Below are 24,881 nucleotides of genomic sequence, written 5' to 3'. Positions count from 1 at the left end.
GAGCCCTCAACCGGTGCGGAAGGAATCATTTCCGCTTTGCTTATGTGCTGCGCGCATGTGTCTGCGCGCAGCCACCAGGCGATTTTCTTCAGGCGTGCTCGACCGCCGCTCCCGCCCGGAAACCCGCACCCACGTGCTCTTGCGGCAAGGTAGCACCGCGCTGGAAAAGTTTTTCACGCAAGGTCCCCTGGGCATAGTCGCGCTTGTAGGAACCGCGTTCCTGCAGCACCGGAATGACCAGGTTGACGAAGTCTTCGAAACTCTCCGGCGTGACCGTGCGGGTCAGGTTGTAGCCGTCAATGCCGGTGTCGGCCACCCAGCTTTCCAGTTCATCGGCGATACGATCGGGCGCGCCCACGATGCTGGCGTAGCGGCCACCCAGTTCGAGCTGTTGCAGCAGCTTGCGCTTGGTCCAGTTCAGCTCCGGTTGCGTGACCACCTTGGTCAGCGATTCGATGGCATTGGTCTTGGCCGCGCGGATCGGTTCATCCAGTTCATACTTTGAAAAGTCGATGCCGGTGCCCGCCGAGAAATGCGCGAGCCCCGCTTCGGGACTGGCATAGCTGGCATATTCGCGGAAGCGCTCCTGAGCCTCCGCATCGGTGCGGCCGGTCACCACCGTCAGGCCCATGAAGATCTTGATGGCATCCGGATCGCGTCCCTCGCGTACCGCACCGTCACGAATGCTCTGCACCAGCTTGCGGGTGGCGTCCTTGCTCTGGCTGGAGATGAACACGCATTCCGCATGGCGTGCACCGAAGGCCTGCCCGCGTCCGGACGAACCGGCCTGGTACAGCACCGGCGTGCGCTGGCGCGAGGGCTCGCTCAGGTGGATGCCTTCAACATGGTAGTAGTCGCCGTGATGCGCAATCTTGTGCACCTTGGCCGGGTCGGCATAGACGCGGCGCGCGCGGTCACGCACCACGGCACCGTCTTCCCAGCTGCCTTCCCAGAGTTTGTAGACCACTTCCATGAATTCATCGGCGCGGTCATAGCGCTGATCGTGTTCCAGCTGTTCGTGCAAGCCCATGGCGCGCGCGGCGCTGTCGAGATAACCGGTGACGATGTTCCAGCCCACACGGCCACGGCTCAAGTGATCCAGCGTGGACATGCGGCGCGCAAACAGGAACGGCGCCTCATAGGTCAGGTTGGCGGTGATGCCAAAGCCCAGGTGTTCGGTCACTGCCGCCATGGCCGAGACCAGCATCAGCGGGTCGTTCACGGGCAGCTGTATGGTCTCGCGCAGGGTGAGGTCGGTGTTGCCCTGGTAGACGTCATAGACGCCGACGATATCGGCCAGGAACAGGCCGTCGAACTTGCCGCGTTCCAGCAGGCGCGCCAGGTCGGTCCAGTAGCCGATGTCGGTGTAGTCCTGCGAGCGGTCGCGCGGGTGCGTCCACAGGCCGTGGTTGATGTGGCTGACGCAATTCATGTTGAATGCGTTGAGACGGATTTCCTTCTTGGCCATGCGGGCTCCTCAGATCGCGCCGTGGCGCGGCGGCTTCTTGCCATTCAGGACGTAATTGCCGATGGCGTGATATTTCCAGCGCACCGGGTCATGCAGCGTATGGGTGCGGGCATTGCGCCAGTGGCGGTCGAGATTGTGTTCGGACAGGGTCGATTGCGAACCGGCCAGCTCAAACAGTTTGCTGCCGGCCGCCAGCGAGACTTCGGTGGTCAGCACGCGTGCCTCGGCGACCGCAATGGACGCCTCTGCGATGCTGTCTTCAGTGGGCTCGGCGGCCGCTGCATCGACCTTGCGGCCGGCGCGGCGCACCAGCGCTTCGGCGGCGTGCAACTGGATGGTCAGGTCACCCACTTCGCGAATGGTGAGCGGATCGTCTCCCGCGCGTTCCACACCGCTGTCGACCCAAGGGCGCGAACGGGTGCGCACGAATTGCAGCAGGTCCGCATAGGCCGCGCGCGCGATGCCCAGATCGATGGCCGCGTGCTGGATCTGCGCCATCGGGCCGATCTGCGTGGGGCGCGAGAAGGCAGTGGCAAACCCGATCACGGCATCGGCCGGCACACGGACGTTTTCAAACACGGCACTGCCGCTGCCGGTGGTGCGCTGGCCGAAGCCGGACCAGTCGTCGATGATGGTCAGGCCCGGGGCATGGCGCGGCACGATGGCCAGTTGCTGCACACCCTCTTCATCGATCACCGAGGTCGGCACCCAGTCGGCATAGAGCGCACCGGTGGCGTAGAACTTGCGGCCGTTGATGCGGTAGCCGGTGCCATGTTCGTTGCGGCTCAGCCGGGTCTTGCGGTCATGCGAAGTCTTGGTGCCGAGTTCGGCCAGAGCGTTGCCGAAGCGGTCGCCCTGCAGCACGCGGTCGAAGAAGAAGCGCTTCTGCGATTCGCTGCCGTTGACGCGGATCAGTTCCACCGCATAGAAATGGTTTTGCGGAATCTGTCCGATGGAACCATCCGCTGCCGAGATGGTGGCGATGACTTCGGCGAGCGTCCCGTAGCTGACGCCCGCGCCGCCGTATTCCTTGGGTACGGTGATGCCCCACAGGCCTGAACGCACGTAGCGTTCCAGCTCATCCCAGGGCAGCTTGCGCTCGCGGTCGCGCAGGGCGGCTTCGCGGCTGAAGTCCTCGGCCAGTTTGCGCGCGGCCGCAATGGCCTCGGCATCGTCGCGGATGCGCGCTACCAGGCGCGGCGGCGTGCTCGACGGCGGCGGCAGGGAATCGAGCGTGGTGTGGGTGGCCTGGGCGGCAGCGGTCTGGGTCATGATGGTTCGCGTTCGAATGAGGGAAGGCAGGGTCCGGGCATCAGCTCCAGGAGTGGCGCGGCGGCGGCGTGCCGTTCAGGGCGTAATTGCCGACCGCAAAATATTTCCAGCGCACCGGATCATGCAGCGTGTGCACGCGCGCATTGCGCCAGTGGCGGTCGAGGTTGTGGCTGGCCAGTGTCGCGGCCGAACCGGACAGTTCGAACAGTTTTTCCGAGGCCAGCAAGGCCACTTCAGTGGACAGCACCTTGGCCTCGGCCACGGCCACCGAGGCTTGTGCCATCTGCTCGAAGCTGATCTTGGCGGGCAGGCTGTCGAGCACGGCGGCCGCATCCTCCAGCAGCGCTTCGGCCGCATGCAGCCGCAGGCTCAGGTTACCGATGTCGCGCAGGATGTAGGGATCGTCGCTGGCGCGCTCCAGGCCGCTATCCACATAGGGACGCGAACGGGTGGTGACGAAGGCGATGGTGTCCTGCACGGCCGCGTGGGCGATGCCGGCATCGATGGCGGCCTGGATCAGCTGCGAGACCGGGCCGATGTTGTTGGGTTGCTGCAGCGCGTCCTTCAAGGGCAGCACCTGCGCAGCCGGCACGCGCACGTTGTCGAACACCACCGTGCCGCTGGCCGTGGTGCGCTGGCCGAAGCTGGACCAGTCATCGATCACCCGCAAACCCGGCGCATCGTGGCGGCTGTAGACCACCAGCGGCTGGCCCTCGTCATCGATGGCGCGGCTGGGGATCCAGTGCGCATAGAGCGCGCCGGTGGAATAGAAACGCGTGCCATTGAGCAGGTAGCTACCATCACCTGCTGCGGTGTCGAGGGTGGCGCGGGTACGCACGTCGAGCACGTTCTTGCCGTTGCGCTCGGGCCCGGCATTGCCCAGGCGTGCGCCTTCGAGCACCTCGTTGAAGAAGAAGCGCTGTTGCTCTTCACTGGCAAGGTTGGCGATCAGGTTGAGATTGCCGAAATGATTTTGCGGAATCTGGCCGATGGAAGGATCGGCGGCAGAGATCAGCCGAAACACCTCGGCCACCGTCTGCCAGGACGCGCCGATACCGCCATGGGAGCGCGGTACGGTAATGGCCCACAGGCCGCTGTGCGAAAAGCGTTCGATCTGGTCGAACGGCAGGATGCGTGCACGGTCGCGCTCGGCGGCGCTCCGGGCAAACTCGGCGGCCAGCTCGGCGGCAACCTGCAGTGCCTGCGCTTGACTGGTAATGCGCTGGGCCTGGCGCAGGCCGGGACGGCGGACGGTTTCTAGGATGTGCGCGGACATGAACCACTCCTGAGGGATAGTGCGGGCAGCGCCGAAGGGCGCGCGCGAGGGGTCCCATTAGAGCAAAGCGGGGAGCGAATCCGAACGAAGCATTGCGCATGTGCTTGCTTGTTTTTCGCATGCTGCAGCGTGCGCAGATGCTTATGCGGAAATTGCATGGAGGCTCGGCAAGCCCGGCCATACTGTGTTTTCAACCAGTACCGGAGGCCGAAATGGAGTAGAATGCGCCGACGTTTTACCTTACGTCTTTATCAAGAAATACCGCCATGCTCACCCTCACCGAACTCGAAGATGCAATCAACTACTGGCGCCACCAGCGCCCGGCCAGCGGAGAGGAGTGCGCACTGTCACCCGAAGTCAATGCCTTGGCGGGCCTGTACGCGATGATGATTTTCCATCGCCGCCATGAAGTGGACCTGGAGCAGATCGATGCCCAGGCGCGCCAGCTGATCGAGGCCTGGCTGGCCAGCTGATCGCTGACGTTGCGGGCGCGCCTGCGCCCTTTTCGGTCACTTCCCCGTAAGCGCGTTATCGTAGACTCCTGCTGTTGTTGCAGAACCTTCACGTTGTTGCCGGATCCATCCGGTATCCCTGAAAGGAAGAACGATGCGCAAGGACCAGGATCAGTCGCCGCCCTCCCCCCGCCGCAAATCCGCCACCGCCGCCACCGCCGCCGTGGCCGCCAAGCCGCGCGTGGCGCTGGTGCTGCAGGGAGGCGGTGCGCTGGGCGCCTACCAGGCCGGGGTCTACCAGGCCCTGCACGAGAACGACCTGACCCCCGACTGGGTGGTCGGCACCTCCATCGGTGCCATCAATGCCGCCTTGATTGCGGGCAACCCGCGCGAGACCCGCATCGACCGCCTGCGTGAATTCTGGGAGACGGTGGCGCATCCGGACGCGTTCGACCTGCGCCAGGTTCCGGACGCCTTGCGCCCCTGGGCCACCCGCCTGACCACGCTCGATACATTTCTGCGCGGCACGGCCGGCTTCTTCCGTCCGCGTCCGCTGAACCCCTTTGCGCTGGGGCTGCCGGTGCCGCCCGACGAGGCCAGTTTCTACAGCACTGCCGAGCTGGGGGAGACGCTGTCGCGCCTGGTCGACTTCGATTACCTCAACGGTCCCTCCGGCATCCGCATGACGGTCGCGGCGGTCAAGGTCACCTGTGGCACCCTGGTCAATTTCGATTCGCGCCAGCGGCCGCTGGGGCCAGAACATGTCATGGCCAGCGGTGCCCTGCCCCCGGGCTTTGCGCCGGTGCGCATCGACGGCGAGCTGTACTGGGATGGCGGGCTGTATTCCAATACGCCGCTGGAAGCCGTGTTGAACGATGAGCCGCGTACCAACCTGCTCTGCATGATGGTCGACCTGTGGCATGCCGACGGACCGGAGCCGCGCACACTGGAAGAGGTGCAGACGCGCGAGAAGGATGTCACCTTCGCCTCCCGTTCGCAGCGCCACATCGATGCCTACCTGCAGCAATACAAGCTGCGCCGCGCGGCCCACGCGCTCTACAAGCGCCTGCCCCCGAGCATGCTGACCCAGCAGGATCGCCAGATGATGGAGGAGCTCGGTGCCGACAGCACCATCCACATCGTGCGCCTGGCCTACGCCGGGCGCGACTGGAACATGGCCTCCAAGGACGTCAACTTCGCCAGGGGCTCGGTGATGTGGCGCTGGGAACAGGGTTACCAGGATGGCCTGCGTGCCATCGCGCTGGGCAAGGGCTGTCCGTTTTCCGAGAGCGAGACCGGCATCGTGGTCCATGACCTTCCCAGCGGCGACACCCACGACCGTCCGGAGAAAACGACCGAACGTTCGGCTTGATCACCCGCAAAGCCGCTGCTGGTGCGGCGTAGCAAAATGTCCACGCGGCGGATTATTTTTTGTGCGCCGCACAAATAACACTTGATTTCACCAAAGAAGTGCATAAAATAAGAATTGTTGCGGCGCACAAATCATGATTGTTGATTGATTCTGGTCGAAAGCCGCGCTCGAACGCCGATTGTTTTGATCGTCACGCTCGTCGGCAAGCTCATTTGTCATATCACCTAGGAGATGCACATGTTTTCGTACCAAGATCAGTTTTCCGCCGCCACCAAGGCCAACCTGCAAGCCCACCTGGACCTCATCAACAACCTGACCGCCAAGGCCTTCGAAGGCGTGGAAAAGATCGTTGAGCTGAACCTGTCGGCCACCAAGGCCACCCTGGAAGAAGCCACCGCTGCGGCCAAGCAGCTGGCCGCCGCCAAGGACCCGCAGGAACTGCTGTCGCTGGCCGCCGCCCAAGCCCAGCCGGGCGCTGAAAAGGCCACCGCCTACAGCCGCCACCTGGCCGGTATCGTGTCCTCGACCCAGGCTGAATTCACCAAGGCTGCCGAAGCCCAGATCTCCGAAACCAGCCGCAAGCTGTCGGCCCTGATCGACGAGATCAGCAAGAACGCGCCCCCGGGTTCGGAGCAAGCCGTCTCGATCCTGAAGGCCACCCTGACCAACGCCAACGCTGCCTACGAGCAACTGTCCAAGAACTCCAAGCAAGCGGTCGAAACGCTGGAAGCCAACCTGGCCAACGCGACCAAACAGTTCACCGCTGCTGCTGAAAAGACCGTCGCTTCGGCCCGCGCCAAGAAGTAATCTTCACTTCAGGCCGTAAAAACAAAACGCCGCCCCGGGTCACCGGAGCGGCGTTTTGCTTTGGGTGGGCAGACAGGCAAGCTGTCTGACCAGGCCTCAGCCCTGCGCCACGATGTCCAGCGCCAGCGCTTCGGCCACGCGGATGCCGTCGATGGCCGCCGACATGATCCCGCCCGCATAACCGGCCCCTTCACCGGCCGGGTACAGGCCCTTGGTGTTGAGGCTCTGCAGGGTGTGGTCATCGCGCTTGATGCGGATGGGCGAGGACGTGCGCGTCTCGATGCCGGTCAGCACGGCGTCATGCATGGAGTAGCCACGGATCTGCTTTTCGAAAGCCGGCAGCGCCTCGCGGATGGCATCGATGGCGTACTTGGGCAGCGACGGGTTGAGGTCGCCCAGCGTCACGCCCGGCTTGTAGGACGGTTCCACGCTGCCCAGCCCGGTCGAGGGACGATTGGCGATGAAGTCGCCCACCAGCTGCCCCGGCGCATTGTAGTTGCCGCCGCCAAGCTCGTAAGCACGGCTTTCCCACTCGCGCTGGAAGGCGATGCCGGCCAGCGGATGGCCGGGATAGTCGGCCGGCGAGATGCCCACCACGATGCCGCTGTTGGCATTGCGCTCATTGCGCGAATACTGGCTCATGCCATTGGTGACCACGCGGCCCGGTTCGGAGGTGGCTGCCACCACCGTGCCACCGGGGCACATGCAGAAGCTGTAGACCGAACGGCCATTGGAGGCGTGGTGCACCAGCTTGTAGTCGGCCGCGCCCAGGATGGGATGGCCGGCCCCGGGACCGAAGCGGCACTTGTCGATCAGCGACTGCGGGTGCTCGGCGCGGAAGCCGATCGAGAACGGCTTGGCCTCGATGTAGACACCGCGTTCGTAGAGCATCTCGAAGGTATCGCGGGCGCTGTGGCCGATGGCCAGCACCACGTGGTCGGCTTCGATCTGTTCGCCGGTGTTGAGCGTGAGGCCACGGATCTGGCCATCTTCGATCAGCACATCCTCGACGCGCTGCTCGAAGCGGAATTCACCGCCCAGCTTCTCGATCTTCTCGCGCATCAACTGGATCATCTTGACCAGGCGGAAGGTACCGATGTGGGGCTTGCTGACGTACATGATCTCGGGCGGCGCGTCGGCGGCCACGAATTCGGCCAGCACCTTGCGGCCATAGTGCTTGGGATCCTTGACCTGGCTGTAGAGCTTGCCGTCGGAGAAGGTCCCGGCGCCGCCCTCGCCGAACTGCACGTTCGATTCCGGCTTCAATTCGCGCTGGCGCCACAGGCCCCAGGTGTCCTTGGTGCGCTCGCGCACGGTCTTGCCGCGTTCCAGGATGATGGGGTTGAAGCCCATCTCGGCCAGGATCAGCGCCGCAAACAGGCCGCAGGGACCGAAGCCGATCACCACCGGACGCTTCTTGATGCTCGCCGGGGCGCGCGTGACGTAGTGATAGGAGGTATCGGGCGTGGGGCCGACATTGGTGGTCTTGGCGTGGCGCGCCAGGACGGCCGGCTCGTCCTTCACTTCGACGTCGATGGTGTAGTTCAGGGTGATGGCCGTCTTCTTGCGGGCATCGTAGCTGCGGCGAAACAGGGTGAAGGACAGCAGCTCCCCGGCCGGGATGCCCAGGCGATCGAGGATGGCGGCGTTCAGTTCTTCTTCCGTATGGCTCAACGGAAGGGTCAGTTCAGAGATGCGCAACATGTGCGGGGACTTTCAACAAGACTGGGGATGCAGGAGGTGGCGCAGGCCACGATGACCGGTGTGCTCACGGCGGAAGGCTGCGCGAAAGGCGACATTTTACTCCACCCCGGCAGGCGCTCCCAGCCCGGCCCCGCCAGTTGCGCAGGTGCGACAGCGAGCCTGCCCCCTGCCACCAAACAAGTTGCATAACGCAATCATCTGGCGCAACATTGATTGCACTTCGCAACCATTACCGGATCTTGCCATGGACTATGACGGCCTGCACTCTCCCCCGCGCGACCAGACCATCCGCCAGTTGCGCGAGCTGTCGCGCAAGCTGGTGCGCGAACTGGGCTTCATGCGCAGCACCCTGGCCGGCAGCGACCTGGCACCCTCGGCGGTGCACGCGCTCATCGAGATCGGACTCAAACCCGGCCTGCAGGCGCGCGAGCTGGGCGAACTGCTGTACCTGGACAAGTCCAACACCAGCCGCCAGCTGGCCAAGCTGGAAGCGCTGGGGCTGGTGCAGCGCAGCCCAGTACCGGGCGACGGGCGCGCCTACAGCCTGGCGCTGACCGAAGAGGGGCAGACCCTGCGCAAGAAGATCGACAAGTTCGCCACCGACCAGGTCTCCGCGGCCCTGCGGCGCATCCTGCCGGAAGACCAGCAGGGCCTGGTGCGGGCGCTGGCGCTGTATTCCGAGGCGTTGTCGAGCAATAACCCGAATGCTGCACCACGCCCGGCCAAAGGCGCGACGGTGCCATTGAGCACCGGCTACCAGCCCGGCTGCATCGGCGATATCGCCAGCCTGCATGCGCGTTACTACGCCGAGGCGGCCGGCTTCGGGGTGTTCTTCGAGCACAAGGTGGCCAGCGAACTGGGCAGCTTCGCGCAAACCTTGCCCCGGGCCGGCAAGCAGCTCTGGACCCACATCGAACACGGGCGCTGCCTGGCCTCCATCGTGATCGATGGCGACCTGCAGCAGCGGCAAGCGCACCTGCGCTGGTTCATCGTCGATGACAGCCTGCGCGGCAGCGGCGTGGGACGGCGCTTGCTGGAACAGGCCATGGCCTTCGTCGATGCCCATCGCCTGGCCTGCTACCTGTGGACCTTCCAGGGGCTGGATGCGGCACGCCACCTGTATCTGTCGGCCGGCTTCGAACTGGCCGAGGAGTCGCCGGGCGAGCAATGGGGCAGCCGCGTGGTGGAGCAGCGTTACGTGCGCCCGGCGCGCAAGAAGTGAGGGCGCGCATGTATCGGTCTGCCGTGATTTGTTACCGGAACCGGCGCTGCGGCGCGTTCTTCCCGCGCGCTGCACGGCGGGCGGGAAGCCGCTGATACACCTGGAAACACAACATTACAGTCTTAAAGAAGCCCGGCTCCTACAGTGGTTTTCACAGCGCGCCCCACTGGCGCTGCATCCACGCAACACCCACTTGCAGGAGTCCAACATGAAAACCAAGACCACTCGCCTCGCCTTCGTCCTTCTCGCTACCCTCTCCACCCTCGGAGCCACCGCAGCCCTGGCCCCTGCCGCGCAAGCCCAGGTGGTCGGCGTGGACGTGCGCATCGGCACACCGCCGCCCGCCCCGCGCTATGAAGTCGTCCCCGCCCCGCGCCACGGCTATGCCTGGGCGCCCGGCTACTGGGCCTGGAACGGCCATCGCCACGTCTGGGTCGGCGGCCACTGGGAACGCATGCGCCGCCACTACGCCCGCTATGAACCGGCCCACTGGCAACCGGGCCCCGGCGGCTGGGTGTTCATTCCGGGTCACTGGGTGCGTTGAGGCCGGCAGCTGAATCCGCGCCGAAGCGGGCCGGGTCCAGCGCTGCCACCAGTTCGCGCGGCAGCGGCAAGGGCTCGCGCTCGATCATCGCGGCCAGCAACTCGGCCATCAGCGGCGCCCAGATCAGGCCGCGCGAGGCATAGCCCAGCAGGCCATACACGCCCGCCTCGCCCGGCAAGGCACCGACCAGCGGCAAGCGGTCCGGCGCGATGCAGCGCTGGCCGACCCGGCCGGGAAGATGCGCATCCGCTTGCGGCAAGGACATGTGCGCGGCGATCTGCGGCAGCATGTGCTGCAGGCGGGCCAGGTTCTCGGCATGGCTGTCGGCACGCAGCGCAGGATCGTCGAAGCGATCGTAGCTGGCGCCCATGCAGACCTGGCCGGCATAGGGACGCGTGAGGTAGCCGTCGCCACACAGCGCATGCGGCAAATCGGGGAAGCCTGTTGCCGGCAGATGCGTGACCTGGCCGCGCACCGCATTCAAGGGCAAACCCGCCGCCTGCTCCAGCACGCGCGCCTGCGCACCCGCTGCGAGGATCACCACCGGCGCTTGCGCAATCAGCACGCCATCGGCATCGACCGCCTGCCATTGATCGTGCACGCGCACCAGGCGCGCGACGGCGCGATTGAAATGCGTGCGCACCTCACCTTGCGCCTGCGCCACCGTCAGCAGGCGGCGGCACACCGACGGCGGATTGAGCCAGCCCGCCTCCGGGAAGAAATAGCCGCCGCCCATGGTCGGCATGCCCAGTGCGTTGGCCGTCTCGCCGGCCGACATCCAGCGCGCATAGCGCGGCGGATACTGCCACTCCTGCGCGCCCTGCTCGAAGGAGAGCGCCTGCTTGGCATCGCGTCCGAATTGCAGGACGCCGCAGCGTTCGCCACGAATGGCCGCGTGATCCTCCAGCCCCACCCCGCCCAGATCATCCAGATGCCGCGAGGCAAACAGGAAAGCCGCCCGCGTGAGCCGTGCCAGCGGGCTGTCATCGCGTGCCAGCGCCGGCATGAAGAGCCCCCCGTGATTGCCCGAAGCGCGGGTGGCCACCTCCGGTCCGGCATCGATGAGATCGATGCGCCAGCCGCGTGCCGTGAGCCGCTCGGCGGCGGCCGTTCCGGCCAGCCCGGCGCCGATCACCAAGGCCTGCCGTGCATGCGGCAGATCGCGCCGCAAGGGCGTATCGGACGCCGCCACATGCGTGGCCGGCCGCGCCCAGGCCGGGGCATAACGCAAGGCCAGCGCGCCGTCACGCGCTTCCCCGTGGAAACCGACCTGGCGCATCGCCGCCGCCAGCGCCACATCCGCCGCCCCACCGAACACCAGCGCCCGCGCCCCGGTCCAGGCCAGGCGCGCCAAGCGCTTGCAGGCATGCGCATGCCAGGCTGGCGCAGCAGGATCGAAGCGGGTCGGGTCGGCATGCAGGTAGAACAGGTCCACCGGTGCGTCCAGCCGGGCCAGTTCTTCTTCCACCGCGCCCCAGATCAGGGTCAGCGTGACGCGGCCTTCATCGAGCAAGAGGCGGTGCGTGCCCGGCAAGGGTAGCGGCCATGCCGCGCGCAAGGCCTGTGCATAAGTTAAGTCTTCGGACAGGGCCTCCACGGCTGGCGGATGGGGCAGGATCGCAATGTAGTGCAGATGCACCGCGCCCTCCCCTTGCGCGCGCTGGCGGGCGAACGCATGCCAGGTGGCGAAGAAGGACTGTCCCAGCCCGAAATGCAGGTCCAGCACGGTGGCGCTGCGTTGTTCGCGCAGGCAGTCCGGAACGCCCTGCAGAGCGGCGGTGATGGGATCGGCCTCGGCGCGCCAGGCGGCCAGCAATTCGGAAGAGGCAAGTTGAAGGGGACGCGCAGGCATCGTGAAAAGCCCTGTGGATAAATCAGACAAGGCCGCCATTCTACGCCGCCCTCCCCGTGCGGCATTGCGCCTTGACAAAGCAGGAGCGGCTCCGTAGCGTCTAGGGCCACATCCGACGCCGATCAACCCGCCCCGCAGCATGGCTGCGCCACGCCATGCTCGCCATCTTCAATATCGTCTTCCCGATTTTTTCGTTGATCTTCCTGGGCTGGATATGCCGCAAGCGCCGCATTCTCTCGGCGGGCGCGGCCAGCGAGCTCAATCGCTTCGTGATCTGGCTGGCGCTGCCGGCGCTGCTGTTCGACTCCATGTCGCGCCTGAAGCCTGCGGACTTCGCCAACCTGCGCTTCATCGCCGTCTTCGCCATCGGCGTGGCGGTGGTGTTCCTGGTCACGGCCGCGCTGCGCCTGCGCCAGAAGGCGGCCGCTCCTGACGTCATCATCGACAGCCTCGGCAGCTCCTACGCCAATACCGGCTTCATCGGCATTCCGCTGTGCTACCTGGCCTTCGGCAGCGACGGCTTGCCGCCCTCGGTGATCGCCATGGTGATGACGGCCTGCCTGCTCTTTGCGGTGGCCATCGTGCTGCTGGAAACCTGCCTGCATGCCCAGGCGGCATTCGGCCAGACCGTCGCCAAGGTGGGCCGCTCGCTGCTGCGCAATCCCATCATGATCGCGCCGGTGGCCGGCATCATCGTGGCCCTGAGCGGCGTGGCCATCCCCCCTGGCGTACAGCAACTCTTCAAGATCCTGGGCGGGGCGGCCGGACCTTGCGCGCTGGTCTCGCTGGGACTGTTCCTGGCCCAGCCGGTGCGCACGGCGGGTGGCTCGCCGGTGTGGCTGCTGGTGGCCTTCAAGCTGCTGCTACAGCCGGCCGTGACCGCCGTGCTGGCCTACTGGATCCTGCCCATGCCGCGCCTGTGGGCCGACAGCGCAGTGCTGCTGGCGGCGCTGCCCATCGGCACCGGGCCCTTCATGCTGGCCGAGCTGTACCAGCGCGAAGTCACCGCCATGTCGCGCGCCATCCTCTTCTCCACCACCCTCTCGCTACCGACCATCGCGCTCATCCTGGCCTGGATTGCGCATCATTGAGCCGCATATGAAAAAGGCCGCAGCGGCATTGCCGTGCGGCCTCATTCCAGAACAGCGCGTGAAGGAAAATTACAGGATCACCCGCTCCTCGCGCAGGATCTGCTCGAACTTCTCGGCGGCCACCGGCGGACTGAACAGGTAGCCCTGGATCTCGTCGCAGCCATAGTGGCGCAGGTAGTCCAGCTGTTCATCGGTCTCCACGCCCTCGGCGATGACGCGCAGTTTCAAGTGGCGCGCCAGCGAGATGATGGAGGCGGTGATGGCCGCATCATCGGCATCGATGGTGATGTCGCGCACGAAGGAACGGTCGATCTTGAGCACGTCGATGGGGAAGCGCTTCAGGTAGGCCAGCGAGGAATAACCGGTGCCGAAGTCGTCGATGGAAAGACGGATGCCCAGCTTCTTCATGCCCGCCAGGATGCCGATGGCGTGCTCGACGTCGGTCATCATGAGGCTCTCGGTCAGTTCGATTTCCAGCGAAGCCGGGGGCAGGCCGGTATCGGCCAGCACGTCGGCAATGGAAGAGACCAGGTCCTTCTGCAGGAACTGGCCCACCGAGAGGTTGACCGAGACGCTGATGTCGTCATGCCCGGCCAGCTGCCACTGGCGGCACTGGGTGCAGGCGGTGCGCAGGACCCAGGCACCGATGGGCAGGATCAGCCCGGTCTCTTCGGCAAGACCAATGAAGCGCGCCGGTGACACCATGCCCAGCTGCGGATGCAGCCAGCGGATCAGCGCCTCGCTGCCCACCACGCGGCCCGAGGCCAGGTCGACCTTGGGCTGGTAGTGCAGCAGGAATTCGCCGTGATCGAGTGCATTGCGCAGGTCGCCTTCGATGCGCAGGCGTTCCAGCGCCTGCTCGTTCATGGCCGGGGTGTAGAACTGGAAATTGTTGCGGCCGGTCTGCTTGCCGCGGTACATGGCGATGTCGGCGTGCTTGATGAGGGTCTCGCCATCGGTGCCATCGTTGGGATAGCAGGCCACGCCGATGCTGCAGGTCATGAAGAGGGTATGGCCCCCCAGCGTCACGGGTGCGGCCACCGCATCCATGATGCGTTGCAGGCTGCGGGTATCGAGCGTGAGTTCATCCTGCTCCGGCAGGATCATGATGAATTCATCCCCGCCCAGGCGCGCCACCGTATCGGCTTCGCGCACGGCTGCGCGCAGCCGCCCGGCCACGGTGCGCAGCAAGGTATCGCCGGCCTTGTGGCCCAGGGTGTCGTTGACGAACTTGAAGCGGTCCAGGTCGACGAACACCACCCACAAGGCCTGCTTCTGCCGCTCGGCCGCGCCGATGGCCTGCTCCAGGTGATGGCGCAGCATGTGGCGGTTGATCAGGCCGGTCAAGGTATCGCGGCTGGCCTGGAATTCCAGTTCGGCTTCATAACGCTTCATCGAGGTGATGTCGTAGAGCGCGGCCACGAAGTGGGTGACCATGCCGCTCTCATCGCGCACCGGGGCGATGTAGAAATCGTTCCAGAGCTCCGAGCCATCCTTGTGATAGTTGCGCAGCACGACGTTGTGCTCGCGCTGCTCGCGCATGGCGATCCAGACGGTCTCAAACCCTTCGGGATCGCTGTCCCGCCCTTCCAGGAAACGAATGCTCTTGCCCACCGCTTCGCCGGCGCTGTAGCCGGTGATGCGGGCGAAGGCCGGGTTGACGTATTCGATGGCGTACTCCGGCGCCTGGGCCGAGAGGATCAGGATGGCATTGGCGCTGGCCTCGATGGCCTGGTGGCGCAGGCGCAGCGCGCGCTCGGCCAGGCGGCGGGCCTTGATGTCATCCGACAGCAGGGCATTGGTGGTACGCAGCTCGGCGGTCTTCTCTTCCACCAGCTGCTGCACGCGATGCGATCGCATCGACAGCGCCCGCATGTAGGCCGCGCCCAGCAGCGAAGCGATCACGCCGACCAGGCCGATGAGCAGCGAGCCGTAGTGATCGGCAAAGACTGACCGCGGCGGGATGCTGATCTCCATGTGCCAGGTCTGACCGGCGATGTCGAAACTGGTGAGGGTGGAAGAAGGATGGCGGAAGAAGCTGCCCGGCTTGATGATCTGGTCCAGCCATTGGGTTGGCTGGGCGACGCTTTCATGGCGGTAGACCAGGTTGGCCGGATCGGCCTGCGGGCCGACGTAGATGCGCAGGCCGATCTCGTGGTCGGCCATCAGGCCGGCACCGTCGAGGATCTTCTGCACCAGTCCGTTCAACTCCAGCACCGCCGTGGTATCGCCCACCAGCAGCGCGCGCCGGGCGGCGGTATCGGTCGGTTGCACGCCGCCGCGATAGACCGGCTGGATCACCAGCAGTCCGCGCTCGTCCGGCCCGGACTGGGCCAGCCGGATTGGCGGGGTGGAGGACGGCCGGCCGCTGACCACGGCCGCATCGAGCGCGCCCGTGATGGCCGCATTGCGCGAGACATCCAGCCCCAGCGCGGCTTCATTGCCGGCCACCGGTTCCACGTAATCGACCACCAGGTAGGTGGGCTGCTGCGAAGCGCGCACGGGCCGGTCGCCCTCAAGGGCGGTGATTTCGAAGCCCGGCTTGGCGCCCTGGCGCAGGGCCTCGAACACCAGCCGGTCTTCGTCGGCCACGAAACGCTGCACGCTGAAGGCACGCACGTAGGGATAGCGTTCCAGCAGCGGGCGGGTGAAACTCTCGAACTGTTCGCGCGTGGGGTCGCCCACGGTGGCATAGAAGTGATTGACCACCGATTGCACCTGGACGGCCTCTTCCAGCCCGCGCTGGATGGTGAAGGCACGCAGCCCCGCCCGGCGCTCGAAGTCCAGGTGGACGGCATCCTCTTCCAGATGGCTGGTGGCGACGAAGACCGTCACGGTGGCACATACGCCAAGCATCAGCGTGAGCGATGCCGACAACGTTGCCCCCAGCTTGTTGATCACACGCTGCATATACGAATCGTTATATCCCTAAGGTGAGCCCGATCATAATCCGGCTTATCCCTCGTTATCGGCCCAAGCGCAGTTATTTTTAATCAGGCAAGTCCCTGGTACCTGCCCGCGAGTTGCTGCACGGGAACAATGCAGCCTTTTCCCCCCTGCATGCCGGCTCAGTAGACCGGCGGCGACTGCCGTTGCTGGCGCTGCTCGCGCTCGATGGCCTGGGCTTGCATGAAGGCATCGAAAGAGCGCTCGATGGTGGCCCGCTCGATATCGCGGGTGATGAAGACGATGCGGCTGCGACGGTCTTCCGAAGGCCACTGCGGCAGCGTGGCCGTGGGGTGGAAGATGTGCTGCACGCCGTGGATGACGGTGGGCTTGTCCTCGCCCTTGAGGTTGAGGATGCCCTTGATGCGCAGGATGTTGGGGCCCTTGAAGCCGACCAGCAAGCTCAGCCATTCATCGAAGAGCACCGGATCGATGGGCTCGTCGAAGGTAAAGCAGAAGGCGCGGATGTGGTCATCGTGACGGTTCACGTCATGGGCGTGATCGTCATGATGGTGGCCATGATGATCGTGATGATCGTGATGATCGTGGTGATCATGTCCGTGGCCATGATGATGGTGCGCATGATGCGCATGGGCCTCTTTCTCGGCAAAGGCTTCCTCGTTGAGCCAGCGCGCGACGTCGGGCATCTTCTCGCCGGGCTTGAAGAGGCCCGCATCGAGCAGCTCGGCTGCAGCGATCTGGCCGACCTGCGGCTGCAGCTGGCGTGCGCCCGGATTGAGCGTGCGCAGGCGTGCCTGCAGGGCCGACAGCGTATCGGCGTCGACCAGGTCAGTCTTGGTCAGCAGCAGGCGGTCGGCGACGGCGGCCTGCTGGATCGCTTCGGGATGATGGTCCAGGGTCGACATGCCATTGACCGCATCGACGGTGACGATCACGCCATCGAGCCGATAGCGTGCCGAGATGAAGGCATCGGTCATCAGCGTGTGCAGGATGGGCGTGGGGGAAGCCAGCCCGGTGGTCTCGATGACCACGCGGTCGAACTTGCGCTGGCCGCCTTCGGCGAAGCGCCAGGTGATGTCCTTCAGGGTCTTCTTGAGGTCGCCGCGGATGGTGCAGCACAGGCAGCCGCTGCTCATCTCGACGATGGTCTCTTCCTGGCTGTGGGCCACCAGCAGGTGATCCAGGCCGATCTCGCCGAATTCGTTGATGATGACCAGGGTGTTCTTCATCTCCGGCTGGGTGATGAGATGGTTCAGCAGCGTGGTCTTGCCGCTGCCCAGGAAACCGGTCAGGAGGGAAACGGGTATCGGTGCGGCGCCAGCAGGTACGGATGGGTTCATGGTGTGAAGACGGGAGAATGGTCGATCCAGCCGTCATGCTACCTGATGCGTCAAGAGGGCTGCCTGCGCAAGGCAAAAAAAAGACGGACCGCACCGGGTCCGTCCTGGCTGCAAGCCGCGCCGGGCGCGGGCCGGCATCTTTACCTGGTTTTACCGGCTGGCGGGAATTCATCACCTGAATAGCCGCCCGCCATGCATTCACCCGGGTGATGGATGTGCATTACTCGTTGTCGTGGGCGTCCAGCGGCACTTTTTCCGGTTTCTCTTCGGTCTTGGCCAGTCCCGGCAACAGGTGGCCCAGCTTGCGCGCCTTGGTGCCCAGGTAGCCGATGTTGAAGGGATTGTGGTTGGCGATCAGGGCGATGCGCTCGGCCACGGTGATGCCGCTGTCTTCGAGCGCCTTGACCTTGCGCGGATTGTTGGTCATCAGGCGCAGGCTGGTGATCTTCAGGTGCGCCAGCATGGGCAGCACGATGGTGTAGCGGCGCATGTCGGCGGGGAAGCCCAGGCGTTCGTTGGCTTCCACCGTATCGGCGCCCTGGTCCTGGAGGTGATAGGCGCGGATCTTGTTCAACAGGCCAATGCCACGGCCTTCCTGGCGCAGGTAGAACAGCACGCCACGGCCTTCCTTGGCGATCTTCTTCAAGGCGGCCTCCAGCTGGGCACCGCAGTCGCAGCGCTGCGAGAACAGGGCGTCGCCGGTCAGGCACTCGGAGTGCACGCGGCCCAGCACCGGCTCGCCGTTGCCGACGTCGCCCAGGGTCAGGGCCAGGTGTTCCTTGCCGGAAACTTCATCGTAGAAGGCGTGCAGTTCGAAGGTCGCCCAGGGCATGGGCAACTTGCACGAACTGACGAAGACCAGTTTTTCTTCCGGCGCGGCAGCGGCCGGTGCGATCGGTGAGGACATGACAACCTGCTTTCGAATCGAATGCTCAGAACCGCGTATCTTACCTTGCGCCCAGGTTTATTTCAGCGCGCGGGCCGCTCCGGTGAAGGCAATTGTCCAATTCGTGCAGGGAATTTGAACAGGCCGGGCCGGCCGCGTCATAATGCCAGCCAGTCCGGGACACACCGGACACGGCGCCAGCCCCCAGGGCGGCGCCCCCTTGCAAGCCGGTCAACGATAAAAAAGGGAGACAACCGTGCTGTTCGATTACGTCATCGCCGGTGGCGGCTCGGCGGGTGCCACGCTGGCCGCCCGCCTGTCGGAAGATCCACGCGTCACGGTCTGCCTGCTGGAAGCCGGCGGCCAGGGCGACAGCCTCCTGGTGCGCACCCCCGCCGCCGTGGTGGCCATGCTGCCCGGCTACGGCAAGCTCAACAACTGGGCGCTGCAGACCACCCCGCAGGCGGGCCTCAACGGCCGCCGTGGCTACCAGCCGCGCGGCCGCGCCCTGGGCGGCTCCTCGGCCATCAACGCCATGCTCTACATCCGCGGCCAGCGCCAGGACTACGATGGCTGGGCCCAGGCCGGCTGCCCGGGCTGGGACTGGGAGTCGGTGCTGCCCTACTTCAAGCGATCCGAGAACAACGTGCGCGGGGCCGATGCCTGGCACGGGGGCAGCGGCCCGCTGCAAGTCTCGGAACAGAATCGCCCGCGCCCCATCACGCGCGCCTTCATCGAGGCAGCGCAAGCGCGCGGCTATCCGCTGCGCACCGACTTCAATACCGGCGACAACGAAGGTGTGGGCCTGTACCAGGTCACGCAATTCCACACGCCCGGTCATCGCGGCGAGCGCTGCTCGGCGGCGGCGGCCTATCTGCATCCGGTGATGGGGCAGCGGCCCAACCTGACCGTGCTGCGCCAGGTGCGAGCACAGCGCGTCTTGTTCGAGGGCAAGCGTGCGGTGGGCGTGGCCTATCGCCAGCAGCAGCAAGAAGCGCTGGTGCGCGCCACGCGTGAAGTCATCATCGCCGCCGGGGCCTTTGGCTCGCCGCAATTGCTGCAATTGTCCGGCGTGGGCCGGCCCGAGGACATCCTGCCGCATGGCATCGCCCTGCATCACGCCCTGCCGGGCGTGGGCCAGAACCTGCAGGATCACCTCGATTTCACGCAGGGATGGACCACCCGCGACACCGACAACTTCGGCCTGGGCGTGGTCGGCAGCCTGCGCCTCTTGGGCCAGCTGCTGCCCTGGAAGCGGCATGGGGAGGGGCTCATCGCCACCCCCTTCGCGGAGGGCGCGGCCTTCCTCAAGACCCGTGCGGAGCTGGAGCGGCCCGATATCCAGCTGCATTTCTGCATCGCCATCGTCGATGACCATGCAAGAAAGCTGCATGCCGGTTACGGCTTCTCCCTGCACATGTGCATGCTGCGTCCGCATTCGCGTGGGCGCGTGGGGCTGCAATCGGCCGATCCGATGGCCGATCCGCTCATCGATGCCGGCTATCTCTCCGACCCGCGCGACCTGGCCACCATGATCGCGGGCGCCCGCATCGCGCGCCAGATCGTCATGACCGAACCGCTGCGCCGGTACTGCCGCAGGGAACTGTTCGGCGGCCGCGAGGGCATGGATGAGGCGCAATGGGAAGCCATGATCCGCCAGCGTGCCGACACCATCTACCATCCCGTGGGCACTTGCCGCATGGGCGAGGACCAGATGGCGGTGGTCGATGCACAATTGCGGGTGCATGGACTGCAGGGCCTGCGTGTGGTGGATGCTTCGGTGATGCCCACGCTGGTCAGCGGCAACACCAATGCGCCCACCATCATGATTGCCGAGAAGGCGGCCGACATGATCCGCGCCAGCCAGGCGCATGCCGACGCGGCCTGACACCGTTCGATCACACCATGCAAGGATGCATCAATGACTGACACCACCGCTGCAGAATTGCAGCAGCTTTTCAGCGCGCAGCAGCAGGCGTTCGCTGCCGACAGTGATCCCTCCCATGCAGTGCGCATGGATCGGCTGGCACGCCTGCAGGCCTTGATGGACGAGCACGAAGCGGCCCTCATCGCCGCCATCGACGCCGACTTCGGCGGCCGCTCGCACCATGAAACGCGCATGGCCGAACTGTTCGTTCTGCGCGCCGGAATACGTCATGCGCAGTCGCACCTGAAGCGCTGGATGCGCCCGCAGCGCGTGGCCACCGCCCTGCACTTCCTGCCCGGCAGCAACCGCCTGCTGGCCCAGCCGCTGGGCGTGGTCGGCATCATCTCGCCGTGGAATTACCCGCTGCAACTGGCGCTGGGTCCAGCGCTGGCGGCGCTGGCAGCGGGCAACCGGGTGCTGCTCAAACCCTCGGAACTGACGCCCCGCCTCTCGGCCCTGCTGGCCGAGCTGGTCGCGCGCACCTACGCCCCGGGGGAAATGGCCGTGGTCACCGGGGACGCCGGCATCGGACAGGCTTTTGCCTCGCTGCCGTTCGATCACCTGTTCTTTACCGGATCGACCCAGGTCGGACGCCAGATCGCGCAACTGGCGGCGGCCAATCTCACACCCGTCACGCTGGAACTGGGCGGCAAGTCGCCCGCCATTCTTGATGCCTCGTGCCGCATGACGAGCAGCCTGCAGCGCATCGCCTTCGGCAAGCTGCTCAATGCCGGCCAGACCTGCGTGGCACCGGATTACCTGCTGGTGCCGCGCGGCCAGGCGGCCGGGGTGGCGCAGCAACTGGCCGGGGCCATGGGCCGGCTGTATCCGCGCCTGCACGACAATCCGGACTACACCGCCATCATCAGCCCGCGCCATCGGGCGCGCTTGCAGGCGCTGGTGGAAGAGGCGCGTGCGGCAGGGGCGCAGGTGATCGAGGTGAACCCGGCAGGCGAAGACCTGGGCCAGAGCCGCAAGCTGGCACCCACGCTGATCCTGGGGGCGACGGCGTCGATGCGGGTGCTGCAGGAAGAGATCTTCGGGCCGGTGCTGCCCATCCTGGAATACGACACGCCCGAGCAGGCCATCGTCCATGTGCGGCAAGGTCCGCGCCCGCTGGCGCTGTACTGGTTCGGCGAGGATGCGGCGCGGCGCGAACAGGTGCTGCGGCAGACCCATGCGGGCGGCGTGACCATCAATGATTGCCTGTGGCACCTGGTGCAGGAGGAGCAGCCCTTTGGTGGTGTCGGCGAAAGCGGCATGGGGGCGTATCACGGACGCTGGGGCTTCGATACCTTCAGCAAGCGCAAGCCGGTGTTCCGGCAGGCGCGTTGGAACGGCGGGACGCTGTTGCATCCGCCTTATGGAAAAACGTTTGAATGGGTGATGGGGTTGATCAGGCGATTGAGCTGATGCCGATCATCCGGGCGCAGGCAGCAGGTCCAGGTACAAGCGCAGCGAACGCTGCACGCTCTCGGCCACAAGGGTGGTGATGGCGGCATGGTCGCCGCTGACGCTGGCTTCATCGAGGGCGTCGTAATACGCCAGGCGATCTTCCTTGCGGATGACCGCCGGGGGATAGCCGGATTTCATCAGTTCCAGGTTCAACAGCAGGCGACCGGTGCGGCCATTGCCATCGATGAAGGGATGGATCTTCACGAAGCACGTATGCAATTGCGCTGCACGCTCGACCGCATGCAGGCTGCCGGCCTGCTGATACCACGCCAGCAAGGCGCGCATTTCATCGTTGAGATGCAGGAAATCCGGCGGGGTGGTGCTGGCGCCGGCGATCACCACGTTCTCGCGGCGATAGCGGCCGGCTTCATCGGCATCGATCCCCTTGAGCACGAGACTGTGGATGTCCTTGATGTGCGCTTCGCTCAGGGGCTCGCAGCCGGCCACGAGCTGCTCGACGAAGAAGATGGCATCGCGGTGATTGATGGCCTCGAAGTGCTCGCGCAGCAACTTGCCACCGACGGTGATGCCTTCCAGCACTACCTTGGTTTCACGCAGGGTCAGCGTGTTGCCGCTTAACGCATTGGAATGGTGAATCCAATCTAGGGCCAACTTAGTTCGAACTGCTGCGGCAGTGTATCGTGGGATAAGGCTGGCGTTAGGGAGCTTCGCGCGTGAGGCATCGATTCTTATCAGCAAATCCAAAGTTTTCCCCATCGGTGTTTTCCGCGTTCGGCAGTTACTGAAAAGCACATCGCACCTTTTCTCTAGTAACTTCCTCTATTGAAATGCCATTAGAAAAAAGGGATAGCCTAGTCAAGGCTGAAATCCTAAGTTGCACGTCACCGAGATAAACTCGAAATTAGAGGACTAGCAAACTATATTAAATTCACGCTAGTCAATTTCGGCTTAGCACAAAATTTCTTCAAACCAAATCAATTAAAGCAGAGAGAACAGAGATGAGCGTTATCGATAACAAACCCAGATGGAGGCTCTTCTCTTTACGAGAGTTTTTGCTACGTGTGCATACTGATCTCTTACAAATCGAGAGATCAATCGATCGATTTTGCATCTACGGTGCAGAGCAACTATCAGCTGTCGAACAAATGGTGTTGATACTTGAGGACCGGCGATTTTTTAAACACGGTGGAGTAGATCTAAAGTCTGTATGTAGAGAAACCTTAAAAGCGTGCTTAGGAAAACGCCACGGTGGCGCTAGCACAATCGACATGCAGTTCGTACGAACAGTAACTGGCTACCGTGAGCGGACCATTAAAAGAAAAATCTATGAGATTTTTCTCGCCAGTCTCATCCAAATCAGATACAGCAAAATAGTTATCCTGCGATCTTATTTGGGCTGTGCCTTTCTTGGCTCACATTTGCGTGGAGTACAGTCGGCATCCTTGAGGATGTTCAATAAACCAGCAGCGGATCTGAATCTGCAGGAGGCATCTACCATTGCAGCGATGCTCGTATATCCTCGTCCGCTAAGACCTACCGAAAGCTGGAACTTAAGAATTCAACGTCGAGCGGATTACGGTCAGCGAATTTATATTTCGACTAAACAGCGCCTTGAAAAGAAACCAAGTAGAAAACCTGTGTAGATTTGCTTGGGTAAAGGGAATTGCTTCTCCTTCGTACAAAACCTTTTTTCGGTCAAGCGCGACGCATAATAAATGCTTATTAAAGTTCGTAGCTTTAGCTTGAAGAGCATAGGATGACTTAAGCGCTGCGCGCGCCTCTTTGGCCAGAACCTCCTTACTTTCTGATCGTTTTTTTAGTAGATCCGAAATCAGGTCAGACAACTTTTTCAGCGAATTTTGGATACTACTTTCCAATTTATTCGCTTCACCTTCGCCCATCAAAAGGGAAAGTCGTACATAAAACGACGTAAGGCGAATATTCCAGCGCTTGATGATGTCATCGTAATCCATAAGTTTGGATTCGAGTTTCTCGTCGGGATCTTCGGCAATAGACAAAAGAACTCTTTGACTGAGATAGATCCGTTCGCCGAGGAGCTGAGCGATCTCGTCTATTAATTCTTTCAGCGCAGCATATTCTTTTTCGTTGCCATTGAAACGCTGTTGCGAGATCCAGTTACGGTTCTGCCAATGTTGCAGCAGGCGGTTCCCAATTAGCCCGCTGAGAATAAATCCCGCTACCACTGGTATTAACGAGGTGAGCATAGCCTTATCGCATCTCTTAAATATTGGAGCACGACTGCTGCAATGGCAAAACTAAGCACACCGCTGGATCTGAACAGCGTGCCTGTTCTTCAAGAAAATTAGACCAAGCCGTGCGCCTGCTGATCCGCATGGTAGCTCGAGCGCACCATCGCGCCCACGGCGGCATGCACGAAGCCCATCTTGTAGGCCTCTTCCTCGTACATCTTGAAGGTGTCGGGGTGCACGTAGCGGCGCACCGGCAGGTGGTCGCCGCTGGGCATCAGGTACTGGCCGATGGTGAGCATGTCGACGTTGTGCGCACGCATGTCGCGCATGACCTGCAGCACTTCTTCGTCGGTTTCGCCCAGGCCCACCATGATGCCGGACTTGGTCGGCACTTCCGGATGCAGGTCCTTGAAGCGCTTCAACAGGCTCAGCGAATATTCGTAATCCGAACCCGGACGCGCTTCCTTGTAGAGGCGCGGTGCGGTTTCGAGGTTGTGGTTCATGACGTCCGGCGGGGCCATCTTGAGGATTTCCAGCGCGCGGTCCATGCGGCCACGGAAGTCCGGGGTCAGGATCTCGATGCGGGTCTCGGGCGACAATTCACGTACACGCTGGATGCAGGCCGCGAAGTGGGCAGCACCGCCATCGCGCAGGTCGTCGCGGTCCACGCTGGTGATGACCACGTAGGACAGGCGCAGCTGGGCAATGGTCTTGGCCAGGTTTTCCGGCTCGTTGGGGTCCAGCGGATCGGGGCGGCCGTGGCCGACGTCGCAGAAGGGGCAGCGGCGGGTGCACTTGTCGCCCATGATCATGAAGGTCGCGGTGCCCTTGCCGAAGCATTCGCCGATGTTGGGGCAGGAGGCTTCCTCACAGACCGTCACCAGGTTGTTGGCACGCAGGATGTCCTTGATCTCGTAGAAGCGGGTGGTCGGCGAACCGGCCTTGACGCGAATCCAGTCCGGCTTCTTCAGCTTTTCGGCGGCCACCACCTTGATCGGGATCCAGGCGGTCTTGCCGGCGCCCTTCTGCTTGTCCAGCGGATTGGCGCGCGCCGAGCCGGTGGCATTGGAGGAAGAATCTGCTGCGGGAGTGAGTTCGGTAGTCATGTCGGTCGTTCCGGCCCCGGGCGCACGCG

Annotated in this window: 20 protein-coding genes; 9 read left to right on the top strand and 11 right to left on the bottom strand. The window is 64.0% G+C overall.

Annotation, left to right across the window (positions count from 1 at the left end; translation table 11 throughout):
* Positions 1 to 88: 88 nt before the first annotated feature.
* From FYB76_RS22405 to FYB76_RS22395, 3 genes are read right to left on the bottom strand one after another with little or no spacing between them, the layout of a single operon-like run.
* Complete coding sequence (locus FYB76_RS22405; RefSeq protein ID WP_154135110.1) at positions 89 to 1,468, bottom strand: LLM class flavin-dependent oxidoreductase; 1,380 nt, start codon at positions 1,466 to 1,468, stop codon at positions 89 to 91.
* Between the two features lie 9 nt (positions 1,469 to 1,477).
* Positions 1,478 to 2,740: an SfnB family sulfur acquisition oxidoreductase gene (locus FYB76_RS22400; protein WP_154135109.1), complete on the bottom strand. Its 1,263-nt coding sequence runs from the start codon at positions 2,738 to 2,740 to the stop codon at positions 1,478 to 1,480.
* Positions 2,741 to 2,780: 40 nt separating this feature from the next.
* Positions 2,781 to 4,016 carry an SfnB family sulfur acquisition oxidoreductase gene (locus FYB76_RS22395; RefSeq protein WP_154135108.1) on the bottom strand — a complete coding sequence of 412 codons (1,236 nt, stop codon included), beginning with the start codon at positions 4,014 to 4,016 and terminating at the stop codon, positions 2,781 to 2,783.
* A gap of 266 nt (positions 4,017 to 4,282) precedes the next feature.
* On the opposite strand from FYB76_RS22395, the gene FYB76_RS22390 reads away from it, so the two are divergent.
* From FYB76_RS22390 to phaP, 3 genes are all read left to right on the top strand, one after another.
* Positions 4,283 to 4,489 carry a DUF3717 domain-containing protein gene (locus tag FYB76_RS22390; RefSeq protein ID WP_034331418.1) on the top strand — a complete coding sequence of 69 codons (207 nt, stop codon included), beginning with the start codon at positions 4,283 to 4,285 and terminating at the stop codon, positions 4,487 to 4,489.
* 133 nt (positions 4,490 to 4,622) lie between these two features.
* Positions 4,623 to 5,840 carry a patatin-like phospholipase family protein gene (locus tag FYB76_RS22385; protein WP_154135107.1) on the top strand — a complete coding sequence of 406 codons (1,218 nt, stop codon included), beginning with the start codon at positions 4,623 to 4,625 and terminating at the stop codon, positions 5,838 to 5,840.
* A 237-nt stretch (positions 5,841 to 6,077) separates the two neighbouring features.
* On the top strand, positions 6,078 to 6,647 hold the full coding sequence (gene phaP, locus FYB76_RS22380) for a TIGR01841 family phasin (protein ID WP_006463404.1): 570 nt from the start codon (positions 6,078 to 6,080) through the stop codon (positions 6,645 to 6,647).
* A gap of 96 nt (positions 6,648 to 6,743) precedes the next feature.
* Here phaP and FYB76_RS22375 read toward each other — a convergent pair whose 3' ends face one another.
* A complete protein-coding gene (locus tag FYB76_RS22375) occupies positions 6,744 to 8,351 on the bottom strand; it encodes an NAD(P)/FAD-dependent oxidoreductase (protein ID WP_154135106.1) in 1,608 nt (535 codons plus the stop codon).
* A 244-nt stretch (positions 8,352 to 8,595) separates the two neighbouring features.
* Between FYB76_RS22375 and FYB76_RS22370 the strand changes: the two genes are divergently transcribed.
* Positions 8,596 to 9,573 (top strand): helix-turn-helix domain-containing GNAT family N-acetyltransferase, encoded by a 978-nt coding sequence (locus FYB76_RS22370; RefSeq protein WP_088756929.1) that lies wholly within the window; start codon positions 8,596 to 8,598, stop codon positions 9,571 to 9,573.
* Positions 9,574 to 9,781: 208 nt separating this feature from the next.
* Positions 9,782 to 10,117 carry a YXWGXW repeat-containing protein gene (locus FYB76_RS22365; protein ID WP_088756930.1) on the top strand — a complete coding sequence of 112 codons (336 nt, stop codon included), beginning with the start codon at positions 9,782 to 9,784 and terminating at the stop codon, positions 10,115 to 10,117.
* On the opposite strand, the gene mnmC is transcribed toward FYB76_RS22365, so the two are convergent.
* Entirely contained in the window at positions 10,092 to 11,969 is a 1,878-nt protein-coding gene (gene mnmC / locus FYB76_RS22360) for an FAD-dependent 5-carboxymethylaminomethyl-2-thiouridine(34) oxidoreductase MnmC (RefSeq protein ID WP_154135105.1), read from the bottom strand. The genes FYB76_RS22365 and mnmC overlap by 26 nt on opposite strands.
* Before the next feature lie 155 nt (positions 11,970 to 12,124).
* On the opposite strand from mnmC, the gene FYB76_RS22355 reads away from it, so the two are divergent.
* Positions 12,125 to 13,060 (top strand): AEC family transporter, encoded by a 936-nt coding sequence (locus tag FYB76_RS22355; RefSeq protein ID WP_088756932.1) that lies wholly within the window; start codon positions 12,125 to 12,127, stop codon positions 13,058 to 13,060.
* Positions 13,061 to 13,129: 69 nt separating this feature from the next.
* On the opposite strand, the gene FYB76_RS22350 is transcribed toward FYB76_RS22355, so the two are convergent.
* The 3 genes from FYB76_RS22350 to ribA all read right to left on the bottom strand — a co-directional run bounded on the left by FYB76_RS22350 (position 13,130) and on the right by ribA (position 18,214).
* On the bottom strand, positions 13,130 to 15,970 hold the full coding sequence (locus FYB76_RS22350) for an EAL domain-containing protein (RefSeq protein ID WP_088756933.1): 2,841 nt from the start codon (positions 15,968 to 15,970) through the stop codon (positions 13,130 to 13,132).
* Positions 15,971 to 16,128: 158 nt separating this feature from the next.
* Positions 16,129 to 17,307, bottom strand: coding sequence for a GTP-binding protein (locus tag FYB76_RS22345; RefSeq protein WP_154135104.1), 1,179 nt, complete (start codon positions 17,305 to 17,307; stop codon positions 16,129 to 16,131).
* A 220-nt stretch (positions 17,308 to 17,527) separates the two neighbouring features.
* The gene (ribA, locus tag FYB76_RS22340; RefSeq protein WP_154135103.1) at positions 17,528 to 18,214 is read right to left on the bottom strand and encodes a GTP cyclohydrolase II; all 687 of its coding nucleotides are present in this window, start codon (positions 18,212 to 18,214) and stop codon (positions 17,528 to 17,530) included.
* 235 nt (positions 18,215 to 18,449) lie between these two features.
* On the opposite strand from ribA, the gene FYB76_RS22335 reads away from it, so the two are divergent.
* Positions 18,450 to 20,081 carry a GMC family oxidoreductase gene (locus tag FYB76_RS22335; protein ID WP_370516395.1) on the top strand — a complete coding sequence of 544 codons (1,632 nt, stop codon included), beginning with the start codon at positions 18,450 to 18,452 and terminating at the stop codon, positions 20,079 to 20,081.
* Positions 20,082 to 20,114: 33 nt separating this feature from the next.
* Entirely contained in the window at positions 20,115 to 21,533 is a 1,419-nt protein-coding gene (locus FYB76_RS22330; RefSeq protein ID WP_154135102.1) for a coniferyl aldehyde dehydrogenase, read from the top strand.
* Between the two features lie 6 nt (positions 21,534 to 21,539).
* On the opposite strand, the gene FYB76_RS22325 is transcribed toward FYB76_RS22330, so the two are convergent.
* Complete coding sequence (locus FYB76_RS22325) at positions 21,540 to 22,187, bottom strand: Fic family protein (protein WP_229297065.1); 648 nt, start codon at positions 22,185 to 22,187, stop codon at positions 21,540 to 21,542.
* A 347-nt stretch (positions 22,188 to 22,534) separates the two neighbouring features.
* Here FYB76_RS22325 and FYB76_RS27140 point away from each other — a divergent pair, with 347 nt between their 5' ends.
* On the top strand, positions 22,535 to 23,179 hold the full coding sequence (locus FYB76_RS27140; protein WP_154135100.1) for a biosynthetic peptidoglycan transglycosylase: 645 nt from the start codon (positions 22,535 to 22,537) through the stop codon (positions 23,177 to 23,179).
* Here the strand turns inward: FYB76_RS27140 and FYB76_RS22315 are convergent.
* Together FYB76_RS22315 and lipA are read right to left on the bottom strand one after the other, a co-directional pair.
* Entirely contained in the window at positions 23,087 to 23,761 is a 675-nt protein-coding gene (locus FYB76_RS22315; RefSeq protein ID WP_154135099.1) for a hypothetical protein, read from the bottom strand. The two genes, FYB76_RS27140 and FYB76_RS22315, sit on opposite strands and share 93 nt — an antisense overlap.
* Before the next feature lie 98 nt (positions 23,762 to 23,859).
* Positions 23,860 to 24,852: a lipoyl synthase gene (lipA, locus tag FYB76_RS22310; protein ID WP_008333855.1), complete on the bottom strand. Its 993-nt coding sequence runs from the start codon at positions 24,850 to 24,852 to the stop codon at positions 23,860 to 23,862.
* Positions 24,853 to 24,881: the final 29 nt, after the last annotated feature.

Source organism: Herbaspirillum sp. CAH-3 (genome assembly GCF_009668275.1).
Taxonomy (GTDB): domain Bacteria; phylum Pseudomonadota; class Gammaproteobacteria; order Burkholderiales; family Burkholderiaceae_D; genus Herbaspirillum; species Herbaspirillum aquaticum.
This window is presented reverse-complemented; position numbering and strand designations above follow the sequence as displayed.

What these genes read in the sequence shown, in the direction of transcription:
- FYB76_RS22405 (WP_154135110.1), bottom strand. Translation starts at nt 1,468, where the DNA reads ATGGCCAAGAAGGAAATCCGTCTCAACGCATTCAACATGAATTGCGTC.
- FYB76_RS22400 (WP_154135109.1), bottom strand. Translation starts at nt 2,740, where the DNA reads ATGACCCAGACCGCTGCCGCCCAGGCCACCCACACCACGCTCGATTCC.
- FYB76_RS22395 (WP_154135108.1), bottom strand. Translation starts at nt 4,016, where the DNA reads ATGTCCGCGCACATCCTAGAAACCGTCCGCCGTCCCGGCCTGCGCCAG.
- FYB76_RS22390 (WP_034331418.1), top strand. Translation starts at nt 4,283, where the DNA reads ATGCTCACCCTCACCGAACTCGAAGATGCAATCAACTACTGGCGCCAC.
- FYB76_RS22385 (WP_154135107.1), top strand. Translation starts at nt 4,623, where the DNA reads ATGCGCAAGGACCAGGATCAGTCGCCGCCCTCCCCCCGCCGCAAATCC.
- phaP (WP_006463404.1), top strand. Translation starts at nt 6,078, where the DNA reads ATGTTTTCGTACCAAGATCAGTTTTCCGCCGCCACCAAGGCCAACCTG.
- FYB76_RS22375 (WP_154135106.1), bottom strand. Translation starts at nt 8,351, where the DNA reads ATGTTGCGCATCTCTGAACTGACCCTTCCGTTGAGCCATACGGAAGAA.
- FYB76_RS22370 (WP_088756929.1), top strand. Translation starts at nt 8,596, where the DNA reads ATGGACTATGACGGCCTGCACTCTCCCCCGCGCGACCAGACCATCCGC.
- FYB76_RS22365 (WP_088756930.1), top strand. Translation starts at nt 9,782, where the DNA reads ATGAAAACCAAGACCACTCGCCTCGCCTTCGTCCTTCTCGCTACCCTC.
- mnmC (WP_154135105.1), bottom strand. Translation starts at nt 11,969, where the DNA reads ATGCCTGCGCGTCCCCTTCAACTTGCCTCTTCCGAATTGCTGGCCGCC.
- FYB76_RS22355 (WP_088756932.1), top strand. Translation starts at nt 12,125, where the DNA reads ATGCTCGCCATCTTCAATATCGTCTTCCCGATTTTTTCGTTGATCTTC.
- FYB76_RS22350 (WP_088756933.1), bottom strand. Translation starts at nt 15,970, where the DNA reads ATGCAGCGTGTGATCAACAAGCTGGGGGCAACGTTGTCGGCATCGCTC.
- FYB76_RS22345 (WP_154135104.1), bottom strand. Translation starts at nt 17,307, where the DNA reads ATGAACCCATCCGTACCTGCTGGCGCCGCACCGATACCCGTTTCCCTC.
- ribA (WP_154135103.1), bottom strand. Translation starts at nt 18,214, where the DNA reads ATGTCCTCACCGATCGCACCGGCCGCTGCCGCGCCGGAAGAAAAACTG.
- FYB76_RS22330 (WP_154135102.1), top strand. Translation starts at nt 20,115, where the DNA reads ATGACTGACACCACCGCTGCAGAATTGCAGCAGCTTTTCAGCGCGCAG.
- FYB76_RS27140 (WP_154135100.1), top strand. Translation starts at nt 22,535, where the DNA reads ATGAGCGTTATCGATAACAAACCCAGATGGAGGCTCTTCTCTTTACGA.
- FYB76_RS22315 (WP_154135099.1), bottom strand. Translation starts at nt 23,761, where the DNA reads ATGCTCACCTCGTTAATACCAGTGGTAGCGGGATTTATTCTCAGCGGG.
- lipA (WP_008333855.1), bottom strand. Translation starts at nt 24,852, where the DNA reads ATGACTACCGAACTCACTCCCGCAGCAGATTCTTCCTCCAATGCCACC.